Origin of the sequence: Kitasatospora sp. NPDC058115 (genome assembly GCF_042884635.1) — a bacterium.
Classification (GTDB): domain Bacteria; phylum Actinomycetota; class Actinomycetes; order Streptomycetales; family Streptomycetaceae; genus Kitasatospora.
Map to the genome: position 1 here is coordinate 53,014 of NZ_JBHVTL010000016.1, position 14,440 is coordinate 67,453.

Consider the following 14,440-nt stretch of genomic DNA (forward strand, 5'->3'; position numbering starts at 1 on the left):
GGGCCGGCCACGCACCGGCCACGGACACCATGACCACGACCACGACCAGGGACAGGAACAGAACACAATGGATACCGGACTGCTGATCATCCGGGTGGTGGTGGGCCTGCTCATCGCCGGGCACGGCGTGCAGAAGGTGAGCCACCGCCTCGGCGGCAACGGCCTCGCCGGCGGGACGGCGGAGTTCCGGCACGACGGGTTCCGGGGCGGGACGCTCACCGCGCTCGCCGCGGGCGCCGGGCAGATCGGCTCGGGCCTGTTCCTGGCGCTGGGCGCGCTCACCCCGCTGGCGGCGATGGTCGCCATGGGCGTGATGACGGTGGCGATCACCGTCAAGGTGCCGCACGGGCTCTGGGTGCAGAACGACGGCTACGAGTATCCGCTGGTGCTGGTCGTGGTCACCGGCTCGCTCGCGCTCACCGGCGCGGGCCGCTGGTCCGTCGACCACGCCGTCGGACTGACCTCCTGGCCGCTCTGGCTGGTGCTCGCCGCCGTGGCGTCCGGGCCGGTCAGCGGCCTGCTCACGCGGGCCGTCCTGCACCGCGAGGATCCCACGGCGGGAGCGGCGGCCGGTGCGCGCGCTGCTGGCTGACGCCCTGCGGACGCTGGCCCCGCCGCGCACCGACCGGCACGGACCGCTGCCGCCGCTGATGCTGCTGCTGACGGTCACCACCGGGGTGGTCGACGCGGTCAGCTACCTCGCGCTCGGGCACGTGTTCGTGGCGAACATGACCGGCAACGTGGTCTTCCTGGGGTTCGCCCTCGCGGGCGCCCCGGGCCTGTCCGCCACCGCCTCGCTGGTGTCGCTGGCGGCCTTCCTGGCCGGCGCGCTCGCCGGCGGACGGCTGGCGGCCCGCCCGGCGGCCCACCGCGGGCGGCTGCTGGCCCTGGCCACCGGCGTCCAGAGCGTCCTCACGGCCGCGGCGGCGGTCACCGCCGCGGCCGTCGACGGCGGCGCCGCCCGGTACCCGCTGATCGTGCTGCTGGGCCTGGGCATGGGCCTGCAGAACGCCGTGGCCCGCCGGCTCGGCGTGCCCGACCTCACCACCACCGTGCTCACCCTCACCCTGACCGGCCTGGCCGCCGACTCCCCGGCGGCCGGGGGCACCGGGCCCCGCCCGGGCCGCCGGATCCTGTCGGCGCTCGCGATGCTGCTCGGCGGCCTGGCCGGGGCGGTCCTGGTGCTTCACGGCCGGCTAGCCCTCGCCCTGGCCCTGGCCACGCTGCTCCTGCTGGTCACCGCCCTGGCCGCCCGCCGGCTCTCCGCCCCGGACGCCCCCTGGGCGCCGCCGACGGCCTGAGCGGACGCCCCGACGCGGACGCCCCGACGCGGGCGCCCCAACGCGGGCGCCCGGGCCGGGGCGTCCGACGTCACCAGGCCCGGCGGTGCAGGGCGACGTGCACGGTGTCGACGACCTGGATCAGCGCGGCGCGCGCCGTCCCGGTCGGGCAGCACGCGTCGAGCAGCAGGAAGCCGTGCACGGTGCCCTGGTAGCGCGTCGCCACCACCGGCACCCCGGCCGCCCGCAGCCGCCCCGCGTAGGCCTCGCCCTCGTCGCGCAGCACATCGGCCTCGGCGGTGACCACCAGCGCCGGGGGCAGCCCGGCGAGCTGCTCCGGGGTGGCGCGCAGCGGTGCGGCGGTGGCCTCCCGGCGCCGCCGCTCGTCCGGCAGGTAGGCGTCCCAGTACCGGCGCATGTGGTCGCGGTGCAGGAAGTACCCGGTGGCGAAGCGGTGGTAGGACGGGGTGTCGAAGTCCGCGTCGGTCACCGGGCAGACCAGCACCTGCTGGACCAGCCGGACGTCCCCGCGCTCGCGGGCCAGCAGGGTCAGGGCCGCCACCAGATTGGCCCCCGCGGAGTCGCCGACGGCGGCCATCCGGTCCCCCGCCAGCCCGACCTCGTGGCCGTGCGCCTGGATCCACCGCGCCACGGCGTGGCACTGCTCGACCGCCACCGGGTAGCGCGCGGCGGGCGCCCGCGCGTAGTCGACGAACACCACGGCGGCGTCGGCGCCCAGGGCGAACTCCCGGACCAGCCGGCGGTAGCCGGCGGCCTCGCCGGGCGACCAGCCGAGGCCGGGCAGGAACAGCACCACGGGGCACGGCTCGGCGGCGCCGGCCGGTCTGGTCACCTGGACGGACACCCGGCCGGTGGGGCCGCAGGGCAGGGCGAGCCACTCGGTGGTGGTCGCGTAGGGGTCGTCCGGGTCCGGCTCGCCCCCGCCGTCGGGCTCCCCGTCGGCGGCCAGCAGCGCGAGCAGCTCCGTCGGCTCCCCCGCCGGGCGGTCGGCCGCCCGGGCGGCCAGGAACTCCCGGAGCGCCCGGTCGAGCACCGGTCCGCGGTCGGGAAAGGGGGTGGGGTCGGACACTCTTCGCTCCTGGCTTCCGTTCGGTGGTGCGCGCCGGCTCATCGGCCGGTCCCTCCTCCTAACCCCCGCGCCCGCCATTCGCGCGGCGGCACGCCGTAGGCGGCGCGGAAGGCCCGGCTGAAGTGTGCCGGGTTGACGAAGCCCCAGCGCTGGGCGACGGCCGAGACCGTCGGCGCCGTGGGGCCGCGCCGGGTCAGCTCCCGGGCGCACGCCTCCAGACGGCGCTGCTGGATCAGCCTGCTCACCGTCACCCCTTCGCCCTCGAACAACCGGTGAAGGTACCGCACCGAGATGTGGTGGGCCTTCGCGATCGGCTCGGGCGCGAGCGCCGGATCGCCCAGGTGCCGTTCGATGTACTCCCGGATCCGGCGGACCAGGTGCGCGTTCGGGGTGTCCGGCCCGTCCGCCGCGCGGGTCAGGGTGAGCTGGGCGACCAGCGCGCTGAGCAGGTCGGCGACGCTGCCGGCCAGCCGGTCGCCGACCTGCGCGGGGTAGGAGTCCGCCGAGGCGGCGAGACCGCCGAGGAAGGACAGCAGGACCGGCCCGCAGCCGTCCGCGGGGCCGACGGCCGTCGCCGAGGCCCGCCGCAGGTCGCGCTCCGGCACGCCCAGCAGCCGGCGGGGCAGGTGGAAGAGGTGGGTGCGGAAGCGCTCGGGGTAGTCGAAGGCGTACGGGCGGGCGGTGTCGTACAGCACGAGCCCGCCGGCCGCCACCTCCGCCCGGCGCCCGTCCTGCTCCAGCACCGCCCGGCCCGACACCTGCAGACCGACCCCGACCTGCGGTTCACCGCGCGGGGCCCGGGCGATCAGCGCCGCCGTACGGGAGAACCGGGCGGCGTCCGCCTCCAGCGTGGAGACCCGCACGTAGCCGAGCCGGTGCGAGACCAGCTGCCCGTCGAACGGCCGCCCGGTGAGCGGGCGCAGCTCCACCGGCACCAGCGTCCGGGACACCGCCCCGCCCAGGTAGGCCGCCTTCTCGCCGTCCGGCACCACCGCGGTCGTCACCCGTACGCCCATCTGACCGCCCTTCCTCGAATCCCTGCCCGTTCAGCCTGACCGAAGGGGCAGGCGGCGGGTTAGGTCATCTGACTGCCGTCCTCGACGGCGGCCCGGGCGACGGGCGGGTCAGCGCGGTGCGGCGCTCTGGGCGAGGGCGTGGGCGAGGGCGGCCCGGGAGGTGATGCCGAGCTTGGGGAAGATCTTGTAGAGGTGCGCGGCGACCGTGCGCGGCGACAGCTGGAGGCGCTGGCCGATCTCCTTGTTGGTGAGGCCGGTCGCGGCGAGCCGGGCGATCCGCAGCTCCTGGCCGGTCAGCAGGGCGGGGGCGGACGGGGCGGTGGACGGACCGCGCTGCGGCGGGACCACCTGGTCGCCCGCGGCGCGCAGCTCCGCCTCGCACTGGGCCGCCCAGGGTCCGGCCTGCAGCCGGCGGAACACGTGGTGGGCCACCCGCAGCGCCTCGCGGGCTCCCGGGCGGTGGCGACGGCGCAGCCAGGAGCCGTGGGCGAGCCGCAGCCGGGCGAGGTCGAAGGCCCACCGCTCGGCGCCGGGCACCTCGAACGCGGCGCGGTAGGCGTCCTCGGCGTCGTCGTCCTCGGCGGCCACCGCGGCGGCGGCCGCGACCAGGAAGGCGTGCCGGCCGGAGAGATCGGCGGAGCGGGCCGCCCGGGCGGCCGCGAGGTGGGCCGCCGCCTCGTCGCGGCGGCCGGTGTGCACGGCGGCGGCGACCAGGTCGAAGACCAGGGCGTGGTGCCAGGGCCGGCCGCCGGGCAGACGGCCCGGCGGGAGGAGCTCGCAGAAGTGCGTGTACGCCTCCTCGTGGCGCTGGTGGGCGAGCGCGGCCAGCCCGCGCAGATGGGTCATCCGGTCGAGCACGGAGCGCATCCGGGCGCGGGTGGCGGTGGGCCGCACGGCCCGGTCGAGCGCCTCCAGCCCGGCCTCGTCGCCGCGGCCGGCCAGGAAGGCGGCGTGGTACTGGCGGAACAGCAGGGCGTTGGTGCGGTAGCCGAGCTCGTCGGCGATCTCCGCCTCGCGCCGGCAGTCCTCGGCCCGGTCCCAGTCGCCGAGCAGGAAGTCCTGGTGACACTTGGCCTTCGCGACCGAACCCTCGCTGGCGTAGCCGTGCAGCCCGGTGAAGCGCCGCCACAGGTCGATCTCGGGGCAGTCGAGGGCGGAGCTGGTCCAGAGCAGCAGCCAGGCCGCGCCGGCCTCCTGCTCCTCGGTCAGGTCGGCGGCCACCGCGCGCAGCTCGTCGGCGATGCCCGGGCCCGGCTCGGTCCAGGCCCGCAGGCAGATCCGGCCCACCTCGGAGACGGCGTCGCGGTGCCGGTGCAGCGCCTGCCAGGCCCAGGGGTCGTCGGTGTAGGTGGCGGCCAGCAGGAGTTTGAAGAAGACCTGTTCGGTCAGCCCGCCGGAGGTGTCGGCCTCCGGGGCGGTCAGGGTGTCGAGGGCGCCCGGCAGCAGGGCGGCCGAGGACGCGAAGTCGACGTGGTGGCTCTGGTCGGCGTAGACCACCGCGTAGGCGAACAGCGGAGCGACGTCCGGCGGGACGGCCGCGGTCTTGAGCTCCTCCACCAGGGCGGCGGTGTGCCGCAGCTGCCCGCCGTGGGCGGCCATCACGGCGGCCCGGGTGAGCCGGTGGACGCGGTCGCGGGGGTCGGGGCTGAGCACGGCGGCGCGTTCGACCAGCAGCGCGCCCTCGGCGTGGCCGCCGCGCCGGGCGAGGTCGAGGCCGGCCGTCTCCAGGCGGTGCGCGAGGTCGCCGTCGGGCAGCAGCGCGGCGGCGGCCTCGTGGTTCAGCCGCCGGGGGTCGCCCGGCGCGAGGGTGCCGGCCAGCACCCGGTGGGCCTCGCGGCGGGCGGTGTCGGAGGCCGCGGAGAGCACGGCGGTGCGGGCCAGGGGGTGGCGGAACACCAGCTGCCCGGTGGCGTCGAGCCGGGCCAGGCCGTCCGCCTCGATCCGCTCCAGGGTCTCCCCCGCCGTGCCGTCCGGGAGGGCGCGCAGCCAGCTGCCGCTGCTGAGGTCCGGGCCGGTGGCCAGGGCACCGAGCAGCAGCAGCCGGCCGACCTCCGGGGTCATCGCGTCCAGCCGCTCGGCGAACATCCGCTCCAGCCGGCGCCCCAGCGGCAGCCGGTCGGGCAACGGGGCGACCCCGCGCTGCTGGGCGGCGGCGAGCTGGCGGGGCAGCTCCACCAGGGCCAGCGGGTTGCCGTCCGCCTCCGCGAGCACCCGGTCGCGGGTGCCGACGGCCAGCTCGGGGTAGCGGCTGCCGAGCAGCGCGGCGGCGTCCGCCCGGGGCAGCGCCCGGACGTCGACGGGCTCGGCGGCCCAGGCCTGGGCGGCCTGGCCGTCCGGGCGGGTGGCGCCGAGGATCACCACCGGCAGTTCGGCGCAGCGCCGGTGCAGGAAGCCGAAGACGGTGGCGCTGGAGGAGTCGATCCAGTGCAGGTCGTCCAGGACCAGCAGGACCGGGGCGGTGCGGACCGCGTCGTCGAGCAGGGCGAGGGCGGCGGCGCCGACGGCGAAGCCGCTCGGGGTGCCGGAGCGGGCGCCGAACGCGCTCTCCAGGGCGTCCCGCTGGTGGGCGGAGAGCGCGCCGGAGCGCTGGAGCAGCGACCAGAGGGCCTGGTGCAGGGCGCCGAAGGCGAGGTCGGTCTCGGCCTCCGTGCCGGTGGCGCGCAGCACGGTGAAGCCGCGATCGCGTGCGGCGCGTTCGGTCCAGGCGAGCAGGGTGCTCTTGCCGACGCCCGCGTCGCCGCGCAGCAGCACCGTGGCCCCGCCCGCGCGGGTGCCGGCCCGGTCCAGGGCAGCGGCCAGCAGGCCGGTCTCGCGCTGCCGTCCGATCAGGGCCGGGTCCTGCCTGTCGTGCGCCACGCTGCTTTCCTCTTGGGTCGGTCGGCCCGCCTCCGGGCACCCAAGGTTATCCCCTGTCGCGGCCCGTTCCGCCCGTCGCCGCTGCTCCGGGTGCCGGGGCGGACCATCCGCCACCGGCCTCCTTCACCGGTTCGTGGGGGAACCGACGCTCGGCGTACTCCTTCTCGCCGGCCGGGCGGACGGCGGGGCAGCAGGCCGCCCTGCGGCCCGGCTCGAAGGCGAGGCTCGGCCCCATCGGGGCGTTCCCGGCGCCGGTGGCCCGGCCGCGGAAGCCGGCCATGGACCCGCGGTCGCTCGGCGCCCGTGGACGGCCTCCGCACGCTTGTCGGTTCACTTGTCGAACCAGCCCGGCGGTCGGTCCACGCACGGGGAGTTCGCAACCAGGACCGACCTGTCGGGACCCTTGTTCGGCCCACCGGGACCAACGGCCCGCAGACCCGCCCGGTGCGGGCGCGGCAGGCTGTACCGCAGATGAACCGCACCGCCGCTCCGCCGCACGGCCGGCCCGACGCCCGTCGGACCGCACCGGTCCCGCCCGAGGACCCACCCCCACCGAGGAGCCCCGCCATGGCCGTTCAGCACGCCTCCGCCGCCCGCAGCGCCCGCGCCCCCCGCACCCACCTGCACCGCACCGCCTCCGCGTCCGCCGCCGCCGTCCCGGCCCGGGTCACCGCGGGCGGCGCCGCGCTCGCCACCGCCCGGATCGCCCTCGGCGCCGTGTTCCTCTGGGCCTTCGCCGACAAGACCTTCGGCCTCGGCTACTCCACCACCGACGGCCGCGCCTGGATCGACGGCGCGTCGCCGGCCAAGGGCTTCCTCTCCCACGTCGCCGTCGGCCCGCTCCGCGGGACCTTCCACGCCATGGCCGGCCAGGCCTGGGCGGACTGGCTGTTCATGCTCGGCCTGCTGGGCATCGGGCTCGCCCTGGCCGGAGGCGTCGCCCTGCGGATCGCCGCCGCCGGCGGGACCGTCCTGCTCGCCCTGATGTGGGCCGCCGAGTGGCCGCCCGCCCGGCACCTCGCCGACGGCACCGCGAGCGGGTCGACCAACCCACTGCTCGACTACCACGTCGTCTACGCCCTGCTGCTCATCGCCCTCGCCGTCACCGGTGCCGGCCGCACCTGGGGCCTCGCCCGCCGCTGGGCCGCCCTCCCGGTCGTCCGCGACCACGCCTGGCTCCGCTGAGCCCGCCCGTCTCCCCCGACAGCCGGGGCCGGTCGCGATCTCCCCCCGCGACCGGCCCCGACCCGTGTCCGCCCCGGCGCGCCCGGTGAAGCCGGGCCCCCTGCCGAAGCGGCGCCCGCACACCGCCACCCCGGCCGGGGCCCGCCTTCAAGCCCCCGCCGTCCAACCCGTACACCGCAAGACGGAGGCAGGGCACCTCCCGACCGAAGGACTGAGGGCTCGCCGCCCGGCAGGCCGGGGCTCGAAGGCCGGTCCTAAGCCCCGGCCCGGTCGGACTCCTCCACCACGACCAGGGTCCCCGTGCTGCCCGGCCGCACGGCGTGCCGGGCCCCTGCGGCCACCCGGTGGAGCTCGCCCGGGCCGACCGTCAGCTCGACACCCTCGACGAGCAGTTCGAGCTTCCCGTCGAGGACGAGCAACAGCTCCGCCGCCTCGTGCACCTCGGGCGGAAGCGGCCGCCCGTCCATCCGCAGGACCTTCACGACGGCCGTCCCCACCCGCCCCAGCGCACGGGAGTTCCACGGCGTCGGCAGCGCGGACGCCGCCTCGTACAGATCGACCGGGTTCATGGCACACCTCTCGGCGGTTTCGACGGGGAACGGAGCTGGACGCTACCCGGGTCCGCGGGCCGATTGGTCGACCGTTCGGCAAAATCTCACGGCCGCGGCCGCGCCCGCGGCGGTCAGCGCGAGAGACCCGCGTGGTGGGCGAGGACGGCCAGGCGCACTCGGTCGCGGGCGGCGAGCTTGTGGAGCAGGCGGCCGATGTGGGTCTTGGCGGTCCCCTCGGTGATGCGCAGAACGGCGGCGATCTCCGGATTGGTGAGGCCGTCGCCGACCAGGGCGAGGACCTCGCGCTCCCGGGGGGTGAGGACGGCGACGGCCTCGCGGGCCCGGGTGCGGGCCGGGTCCGCCGGGGCGGCGGCCGGTGCGCCGGCGAGCAGTCCGGCGATCAGCCGGCGGGTGATGCTGGGCGCGAGCGCCGCCTCCCCGGCCGCCACCGCCCGGGTGGCGGCAAGGAGTTCGGCCGGTTCCGCGTCCTTGAGCAGGAAGCCGCCGGCCCCGGCGTGCAGCGCTGCGCGCACGTAGTCGTCGAGTTCGAAGGTGCTGAGGATCAGCACCCGGCTGCCGGACGGCCCGGCGGTGATCCGGCGGGTGGCCTCGATGCCGTCCAGGCCCGGCATCCGGATGTCCATCAGGACGACGTCCGGCCGCTCCCGCCGGGCGAGTTCGACGGCCTGGGCGCCGTCGGCCGCCTCGCCCGCCACCGCGAAGCCGGGCGCCAGGCGCAGGATCCCGGCGAACCCGGCCCGCACCAGGGCCTGGTCGTCGGCGACCACCACGCGGATCGTCACGAGCGGACCGCCGCGTCGTCCAGCGGCAGGACCGCCGTGACGCGGAACCCTCCGGCCGGCGTCGGTCCGGCCTCGCACCAGCCGCCGTACGGGGCGACCCGCTCGCGCATCCCGGCCAGGCCGGTGCCGCCGGACGGCGCCGGTACGACGGCGCGGGGGCGGCCGTCGGCGGGGCCGTCGTCCGTGACCTCCAGCCACAACCCGCCGTCCCGGTACTCCACTTCCACCCGAGCCAGGGCCGCGCCCGAGTGGCGGACCACATTGGCGAGCGCCTCCTGCACCACCCGGTGGCCGGACAGGCCGACGCCGGGCGGCAGGGCGCGTTCCCGGCCGCGGATCCGCAGCCGCACGGCGACGCCCGCGGCGCCCGTCCGCTCCGCCAGCCGCGTCAGGTCCGCCGCCGTCAGACCGGGCACGGGGGCGGGCGGCGCCCCCGGCCCGGTGTCCTCGCGCAGCACGGCCAGCAGCGCCCGGGTCTCGCGCAGCGCCTCCGCACTCACCGCCCGGATCGCCGCGAGCGCGGTGCCGGCCGGGCCGTCCTGCTGCGCGGCGCGCTCCAGCGCGTACCGCCCGAAGCCCGCCTGGACGCTCACCACGCCCAGGCTGTGCGCCACCACATCGTGCAACTCACGTGCGAGGCGCAGCCGTTCCTCCGAGCGGGCGGCACGCTCCAGGGCCGCCGCCCGGGCGGCGAGCGCGGCGCTGTGCGCACGGTGGCGGCGCACCGCGTCCCCCGCCGCCCAGCCGGCCGTCTGCCCGATCACCGCGAGCAGCAGGTTGCCGCCCACCTCGCCGGGCGCGGCCAGGGTGACCGCCCAGCCGAGGACGGCCGCGCCGAGCGCCGTCCGCGCGGTCCGCCGGTCCCGGGCCGCCGCCGTGTACGCCACCAGCACCCCGGCCGTCACCGCCCAGAACCCGACGACCAGCCCGATCGCCGGCTGCCGGCAGCCCGCCACCGTGCCCGCCCAGGCGAGCGCGGCGAGCCCGCACGCCCCGGCCGGGTGCCGCCGCCGGGCGGCCAGGGCCAGGCCGAGCAGCGCGGTGGCGAGCAGCGCCACGGCCACCGCGGCGGGGCCGTCCGGCGGCGGGTTGCCGCGCCCGTGCGGGTCGAAGTCCCGGGCGGCGCCGAGCACCCGGGCGGCGGTCACGGCCGTGCCGGCCAGTGCGGCGAGCGGGTCCGTCCACGCCCGGTGCACCGGCGCCAGCCGTTTCGTCCACGGGACGGGCGCGAGGCACTGGTCGTTCTGCACCCGGCCAGGCTAGCCACGGGCGGACGGACCGGCATCCGACCACGGTCGTACGCCCGCGGCGGGACGCGCCGGGCCCGGTCCGGGCGCCACGGTGGGCGGGAGACCACCCCCTGACGCGAAGGAACTCCCGGATGCCGCACCACCGTCACCGGCCGGCCGCCGCCGCGCTCGCCGTCCTGCTCGCCACCGGCGCCCTCGCCGCGACCGCCCCCACCGCCGCGGCGGCCACCACCGTGAGCAGCACCAGCACCGTGAGCAGCACCAGCACCGTGAGCAGCACCAGCACCGCCCCGGTCCCGCTCACCCTCCCGGCGCCGACCGGCCCGCTGCCGGTCGGCACCACCAGCCTCCACCTCGTCGACCCGCAGCGCCCCGACCGCTGGGCGCCCACCCCGCGTCCGCGCGAACTGATGGCGCAGCTCTGGTACCCGGCCGCCGCCTGCGGCGCGCCCGCCCACCGGCTCGCGCCCTGGACGGGACCGGCCGAACAGGCCCACCTGGAGGCCGACTACCTCGGCGTCGCCCCCGGGCAACTCGCCTGGCCCACCACCCGTTCCCGCCTCGACGCGCCCGCCGACCGCACCTCCCGCCACCCGGTGGTCCTCTACTCCCCCGGCTCGCGCGCCGACCGCTCCTTCGCCACCCTCGCCGCCGAGGACCTCGCCTCCCGCGGCTATGCGGTGGCCGTCCTCGACCACACCTTCGACGCGGGCGAAGTCGCCTTCCCGGACGGCCGGTTGGAGGTGCGCAACAAACCCGCCGTGTTCGCCATGACGGACGAGGAGATCGTCGCCCACCGGACGGCGGACACCCGCTTCGTGCTCGACCGCCTCACCGAACTCGCCGCGGGCGGCAACCCCGACGCCGAGCGACGCCCCCTCCCGCCCGGCCTCGGCGCGGCCCTCGACCTGACCGCCGTCGGCGTGGCCGGCCACTCGATGGGCGGCGCGACGGCCGTCCAGACGCTGCACGACGACCCGCGCGTGCTGGCCGGCGCCTCCCTCGACGGCCCGGTGTTCGGCACCGTGGCCACCGACGGCCTGGACCGGCCGCTGCTGCTGTTCGGCGCCGCGGACGTCCGCCCGGTGCGCGACGCCATGTGGGACGCGCTGTGGCCGCGCCTGTCCTCCTGGCGCCGCCAGATCCTGCTGGAGGGCTCCGGGCACGGCAGCTTCGCCGACCTGGAGGTGCTGCTGACCGCCGCCCGGCCCGTCCTGCCCTGGCCCGCCGACGAGGTCGACCACCTGCTCGGCACGATCGACCCGGCCCGCGCCGTCGCCGCCCAACGCGCCTATCTGGCCGCCTTCTTCGACCTCCACCTGCGCCACCGCCCGACGCCCCTGTTCACCGCGCCCTCCCCCGCCCACCCGGAGGTCCGGCTGATCCGCTGACCCCCGGCGGCCCGCCCCCGCGACGGTCGGCGCGACGGGTGCCCGCCGGTACGGACGTCTCCGTACCGGCGGGCCCCGGCGGGCCTCCGGCGCTTACGCGCGGCAGGACAGGTCGCGGGCCGGCAGCACCCCGGTCGCCAGGAACCGGTCGGCGGCGTCGACCGCGCAGGACGGGACCGACCGGTCGTACGCACCGTGGTTGCCGCCGTCCACGGTGACCATCCGGGCCCGCTTGCCGAGCGCCGCCCGCATGCCCAGCGCGCCGACCAGCGGGGTGGCCGGGTCCCGTTCGGTCTGCAGCAGCAGGATGTTGGCGGGACCCCGGTCGGTGACCCGGACCGCGGGCTCCACCGGGGCCGGCCAGAAGGCGCAGGGCCAGACGTTGGCGCCCATGCCGTTCAGGACCGGGTTGCGCTGCCGGCTCGCGGTGACGTTCCGCTGGTACCGGCCGAGGTCGCGCGGCGCCGGGGTGTCGCCGCAGAGCACCGCGACCAGTGCGGCCACGTCGTTGTCGTCCGGGATGCCCGGGGTGCCCTTCGCCAGCCACCAGTACGGCACCGGTCCGGCGCCGTCGTCGGCGAGGTAGCGCCACCAGTCGGCGATCTCCTGGAACAGCGCGGTGTGGTAGGAGTCCAGGCGGTAGAGCGTGCGCCAGAGGTTGCCGTTGACCGGCCCGGCCACCGGGTGGTTCACCGGCGCGCGGTCCAGCTTCGCCGCCAGGGCGAAGTAGTTGGCGCGCACGGCCGCCGGGGTGGCGCCGAACCGCAGGGTGGTGTCGCGCTCGGCCGCCCAGGCGGCGAAGTCCGCGAAGCGCAGCTCGCTCGCCGCGTCCCAGGTGGCCAGCCGGTCCTGCCAGGTGACGTTGGGGCTGACGTTGCCGTCCAGCACGAAGCGGTCCGTGCGGCCGGGGAACAGCTCGGCGTAGACCGCGCCCAGGTAGGTGCCGTACGACGCGGCGCGGTAGGAGATCCGCGGCTCGCCGAGGGCCGCCCGGATGCGGTCCATGTCCCGTGCCGTGTTGGCGGTGGTGAGGTGACGGATCCACTCGCCGTTGCGGGCCAGGCAGTCGCGCGCCAGGTCACGGGCGAAGCGCACGTTCGGGGCGATCGAGCCGTCGGGGGCCGGGAACGGGAAGACCAGTTCGTAGGGCACCTCGGCGGCCGTCCGGCCGCAGCTCACCGGCGCGCTGCGGCCGACCCCGCGCGGGTCGAAGCTCACCAGGTCGTACTGGTCCAGCACGTCCTTCGGGTAGCCGGGCTCCTGGGCGGTGGGCAGGTGCAGGCTGGCCATCCCGGGCCCGCCGGCGTTGTGCACCAGGATGCCGCGCCGTGACCCCGGCGCGGCGGTCGCGAGCTTCGAGACGGCGATCTCGATGGTCCGCCCGCCGGGGTCCCGGTAGTCCAGCGGCACCCGCACGGTGGTGCACCGCAGCCGCGGGTCCACCGGCGCCCCGGACGGGTCGGCGGGGCAGTCCGTCCAGACCGGCGGCCGGGGCCGCTCCTGCGGGGCGGCCTCCGCCACCCCGGTACCGGCCGCGGCGAGCAGCAGGGCGAGGGCGGCGCCGGCGGTTCTCAGTGGTCCTCGTAATCTCATAGGTCTGGACCATAGGGACGACCCCGCAGGGTGTCGTCCTCCTTCGGGGGTACTACTTCGCCTGCCCGGCCGCGCACAGGGCGGCGTCCACGGCGGCCTCCAGGTGCCGCGCCGTCGCCACGTCGCCCGGTTGCACGGTGATGGTGATGTTCGCGGCGCGCCCGTCCGCGGTGGCGCCGCCGCGCGTCTCGTACCCCGGGATGCTGCCGCCGTGGCCCCAGTGGACGCCCCCGCAGGACAGCGGCGTCCTCACCAGACCCAGCCCGTAGCCGGTGCCCGGGGCGAAGGGCTCCCCGGCGTCGACGGTCCGCTGCATCTCGGCGAGCTGCTCGGGCCGGAGCAGCTCGCCGTCCACCAGGGCGCCGAAGAACCGGTTGAGGTCCGCGGCCGTGGACACCAACTGCCCGGCCGCCCAGGCCCAGGACGGGTCCATCTCCGTGATGTCGGTCAGCGGCCCGTCCGCCGTCTCCCGGTAGTAGCCGTGCGGGTGGGCCTCGCGGATCGTCGCGTCGCCGGGCGCCGGGAAGTAGGTGTGCCGCAGGCCGAGGCGGCGGACGACGCGCCGGTCGATCTCGTCCGCGAGGGGGCGGTGGGTGACCTCCTGGACGATCAGGCCGGCCAGCACGTAGTTGGTGTTGCTGTACGCCCACGACTCGCCGGGCGCGAAGTCGGCCGGGTGGCGCAGCGCGATGTCGACCAGCTCGCGCGGGCGGTAGCGGCGGACGTCGTCGCCGAGGTAGCGGGTGTAGTTGGGCAACCCGCTGGTGTGCTGGAGGAGTTGGCGAACGGTGATGGCGTTGCCGTCGATGCGCTCGCCGCGCACGACGCCCGGCAGGTACCGCTCCACCGGCGCGTCGAGCTCGATCCTCTCCTCGCCGACGAGCTGGAGCACGACGACGGCGGTGAACGTCTTGGTGTTGCTGCCGATCCGCACCTGCCCGTCCCGGGGCACCCGCTCGCCGGTGCGCACATCGCCCACCCCGGCGGTGTAGCTGCGGGTCCGGCCGTCCGCGAACCGGACGGTCCCGAGCGCCCCCGGCGCACCGTCCTCCGCCACCAGCGCGTCGAGCCTCTGCCGGACGGCGTCCGGCCGGGGGGCGCCCGCGGCGGACGGGGCGGCGACGGCGGACGGGGCGGTGACGGCCAGGGTCCCGGCGACGACGGCGATCGTCATCAGGCGGAAGGGCTGCGGCTTCACGGGGTTCCTCTCGGTTCGGCGTCCTCCCACGACATCACCGGGCCCGGCGCACCGTCGTCAGCTCCCCGGACGAGCACGGCCCCCCGGGCATGATCCCCAGGGCCCGCACCGCGTCGTCCTGCGGGCGTACGCGGTCCGGGCACGTGGTCCGGCCCGCAGGCCGGCGCGGGCCGGGTCGCGGCGGACTCCGCACCCGCGCGTCACCGCCGGGCCCACCACCGAAAGTC

At 77.4% G+C, this 14,440-nt stretch carries 12 protein-coding genes; 4 read left to right on the top strand and 8 right to left on the bottom strand.

The window, feature by feature from the left end:
• Positions 1-67: 67 nt before the first annotated feature.
• Positions 68-592 carry a DoxX family protein gene (locus ACFVVL_RS18525; RefSeq protein WP_387676412.1) on the top strand — a complete coding sequence of 175 codons (525 nt, stop codon included), beginning with the start codon at positions 68-70 and terminating at the stop codon, positions 590-592.
• Positions 573-1,301, top strand: a complete 729-nt coding sequence (locus ACFVVL_RS18530; RefSeq protein WP_387676414.1) for a YoaK family protein — start codon at positions 573-575, stop codon at positions 1,299-1,301. Before ACFVVL_RS18525 ends, ACFVVL_RS18530 begins: the two co-directional genes overlap by 20 nt.
• 70 nt (positions 1,302-1,371) lie before the next feature.
• On the opposite strand, the gene ACFVVL_RS18535 is transcribed toward ACFVVL_RS18530, so the two are convergent.
• From ACFVVL_RS18535 to ACFVVL_RS18545, 3 genes are all read right to left on the bottom strand, one after another.
• The gene (locus tag ACFVVL_RS18535) at positions 1,372-2,370 is read right to left on the bottom strand and encodes an alpha/beta hydrolase (protein WP_387676417.1); all 999 of its coding nucleotides are present in this window, start codon (positions 2,368-2,370) and stop codon (positions 1,372-1,374) included.
• A gap of 38 nt (positions 2,371-2,408) precedes the next feature.
• Entirely contained in the window at positions 2,409-3,386 is a 978-nt protein-coding gene (locus ACFVVL_RS18540; RefSeq protein WP_380287530.1) for a helix-turn-helix domain-containing protein, read from the bottom strand.
• A 108-nt stretch (positions 3,387-3,494) separates the two neighbouring features.
• Positions 3,495-6,242: an AAA family ATPase gene (locus ACFVVL_RS18545; protein ID WP_387676420.1), complete on the bottom strand. Its 2,748-nt coding sequence runs from the start codon at positions 6,240-6,242 to the stop codon at positions 3,495-3,497.
• A 567-nt stretch (positions 6,243-6,809) separates the two neighbouring features.
• Between ACFVVL_RS18545 and ACFVVL_RS18550 the strand changes: the two genes are divergently transcribed.
• The gene (locus tag ACFVVL_RS18550; RefSeq protein WP_387676423.1) at positions 6,810-7,427 is read left to right on the top strand and encodes a hypothetical protein; all 618 of its coding nucleotides are present in this window, start codon (positions 6,810-6,812) and stop codon (positions 7,425-7,427) included.
• Between the two features lie 254 nt (positions 7,428-7,681).
• Here ACFVVL_RS18550 and ACFVVL_RS18555 read toward each other — a convergent pair whose 3' ends face one another.
• From ACFVVL_RS18555 to ACFVVL_RS18565, 3 genes are all read right to left on the bottom strand, one after another.
• Entirely contained in the window at positions 7,682-7,996 is a 315-nt protein-coding gene (locus ACFVVL_RS18555; RefSeq protein ID WP_387676426.1) for a cupin domain-containing protein, read from the bottom strand.
• A 113-nt stretch (positions 7,997-8,109) separates the two neighbouring features.
• The gene (locus ACFVVL_RS18560; protein ID WP_387676429.1) at positions 8,110-8,781 is read right to left on the bottom strand and encodes a response regulator; all 672 of its coding nucleotides are present in this window, start codon (positions 8,779-8,781) and stop codon (positions 8,110-8,112) included.
• Positions 8,778-10,031, bottom strand: coding sequence for a sensor histidine kinase (locus ACFVVL_RS18565; RefSeq protein WP_387676432.1), 1,254 nt, complete (start codon positions 10,029-10,031; stop codon positions 8,778-8,780). The genes ACFVVL_RS18560 and ACFVVL_RS18565 overlap by 4 nt, the downstream gene beginning before the upstream one ends.
• 131 nt (positions 10,032-10,162) lie before the next feature.
• Between ACFVVL_RS18565 and ACFVVL_RS18570 the strand changes: the two genes are divergently transcribed.
• Positions 10,163-11,422, top strand: coding sequence for an alpha/beta hydrolase family protein (locus ACFVVL_RS18570; protein ID WP_387676435.1), 1,260 nt, complete (start codon positions 10,163-10,165; stop codon positions 11,420-11,422).
• 93 nt (positions 11,423-11,515) lie between these two features.
• On the opposite strand, the gene ACFVVL_RS18575 is transcribed toward ACFVVL_RS18570, so the two are convergent.
• Complete coding sequence (locus ACFVVL_RS18575) at positions 11,516-13,015, bottom strand: alpha/beta hydrolase (RefSeq protein WP_387676437.1); 1,500 nt, start codon at positions 13,013-13,015, stop codon at positions 11,516-11,518.
• Positions 13,016-13,067: 52 nt separating this feature from the next.
• Positions 13,068-14,189, bottom strand: a complete 1,122-nt coding sequence (locus ACFVVL_RS18580) for a serine hydrolase domain-containing protein (RefSeq protein WP_387676663.1) — start codon at positions 14,187-14,189, stop codon at positions 13,068-13,070.
• Positions 14,190-14,440: the final 251 nt, after the last annotated feature.

What these genes read in the sequence shown, in the direction of transcription:
- ACFVVL_RS18550 (WP_387676423.1), top strand. Translation starts at nt 6,810, where the DNA reads ATGGCCGTTCAGCACGCCTCCGCCGCCCGCAGCGCCCGCGCCCCCCGC.
- ACFVVL_RS18525 (WP_387676412.1), top strand. Translation starts at nt 68, where the DNA reads ATGGATACCGGACTGCTGATCATCCGGGTGGTGGTGGGCCTGCTCATC.
- ACFVVL_RS18570 (WP_387676435.1), top strand. Translation starts at nt 10,163, where the DNA reads ATGCCGCACCACCGTCACCGGCCGGCCGCCGCCGCGCTCGCCGTCCTG.
- ACFVVL_RS18580 (WP_387676663.1), bottom strand. Translation starts at nt 14,189, where the DNA reads ATGACGATCGCCGTCGTCGCCGGGACCCTGGCCGTCACCGCCCCGTCC.
- ACFVVL_RS18540 (WP_380287530.1), bottom strand. Translation starts at nt 3,386, where the DNA reads ATGGGCGTACGGGTGACGACCGCGGTGGTGCCGGACGGCGAGAAGGCG.
- ACFVVL_RS18555 (WP_387676426.1), bottom strand. Translation starts at nt 7,996, where the DNA reads ATGAACCCGGTCGATCTGTACGAGGCGGCGTCCGCGCTGCCGACGCCG.
- ACFVVL_RS18575 (WP_387676437.1), bottom strand. Translation starts at nt 13,015, where the DNA reads ATGAGATTACGAGGACCACTGAGAACCGCCGGCGCCGCCCTCGCCCTG.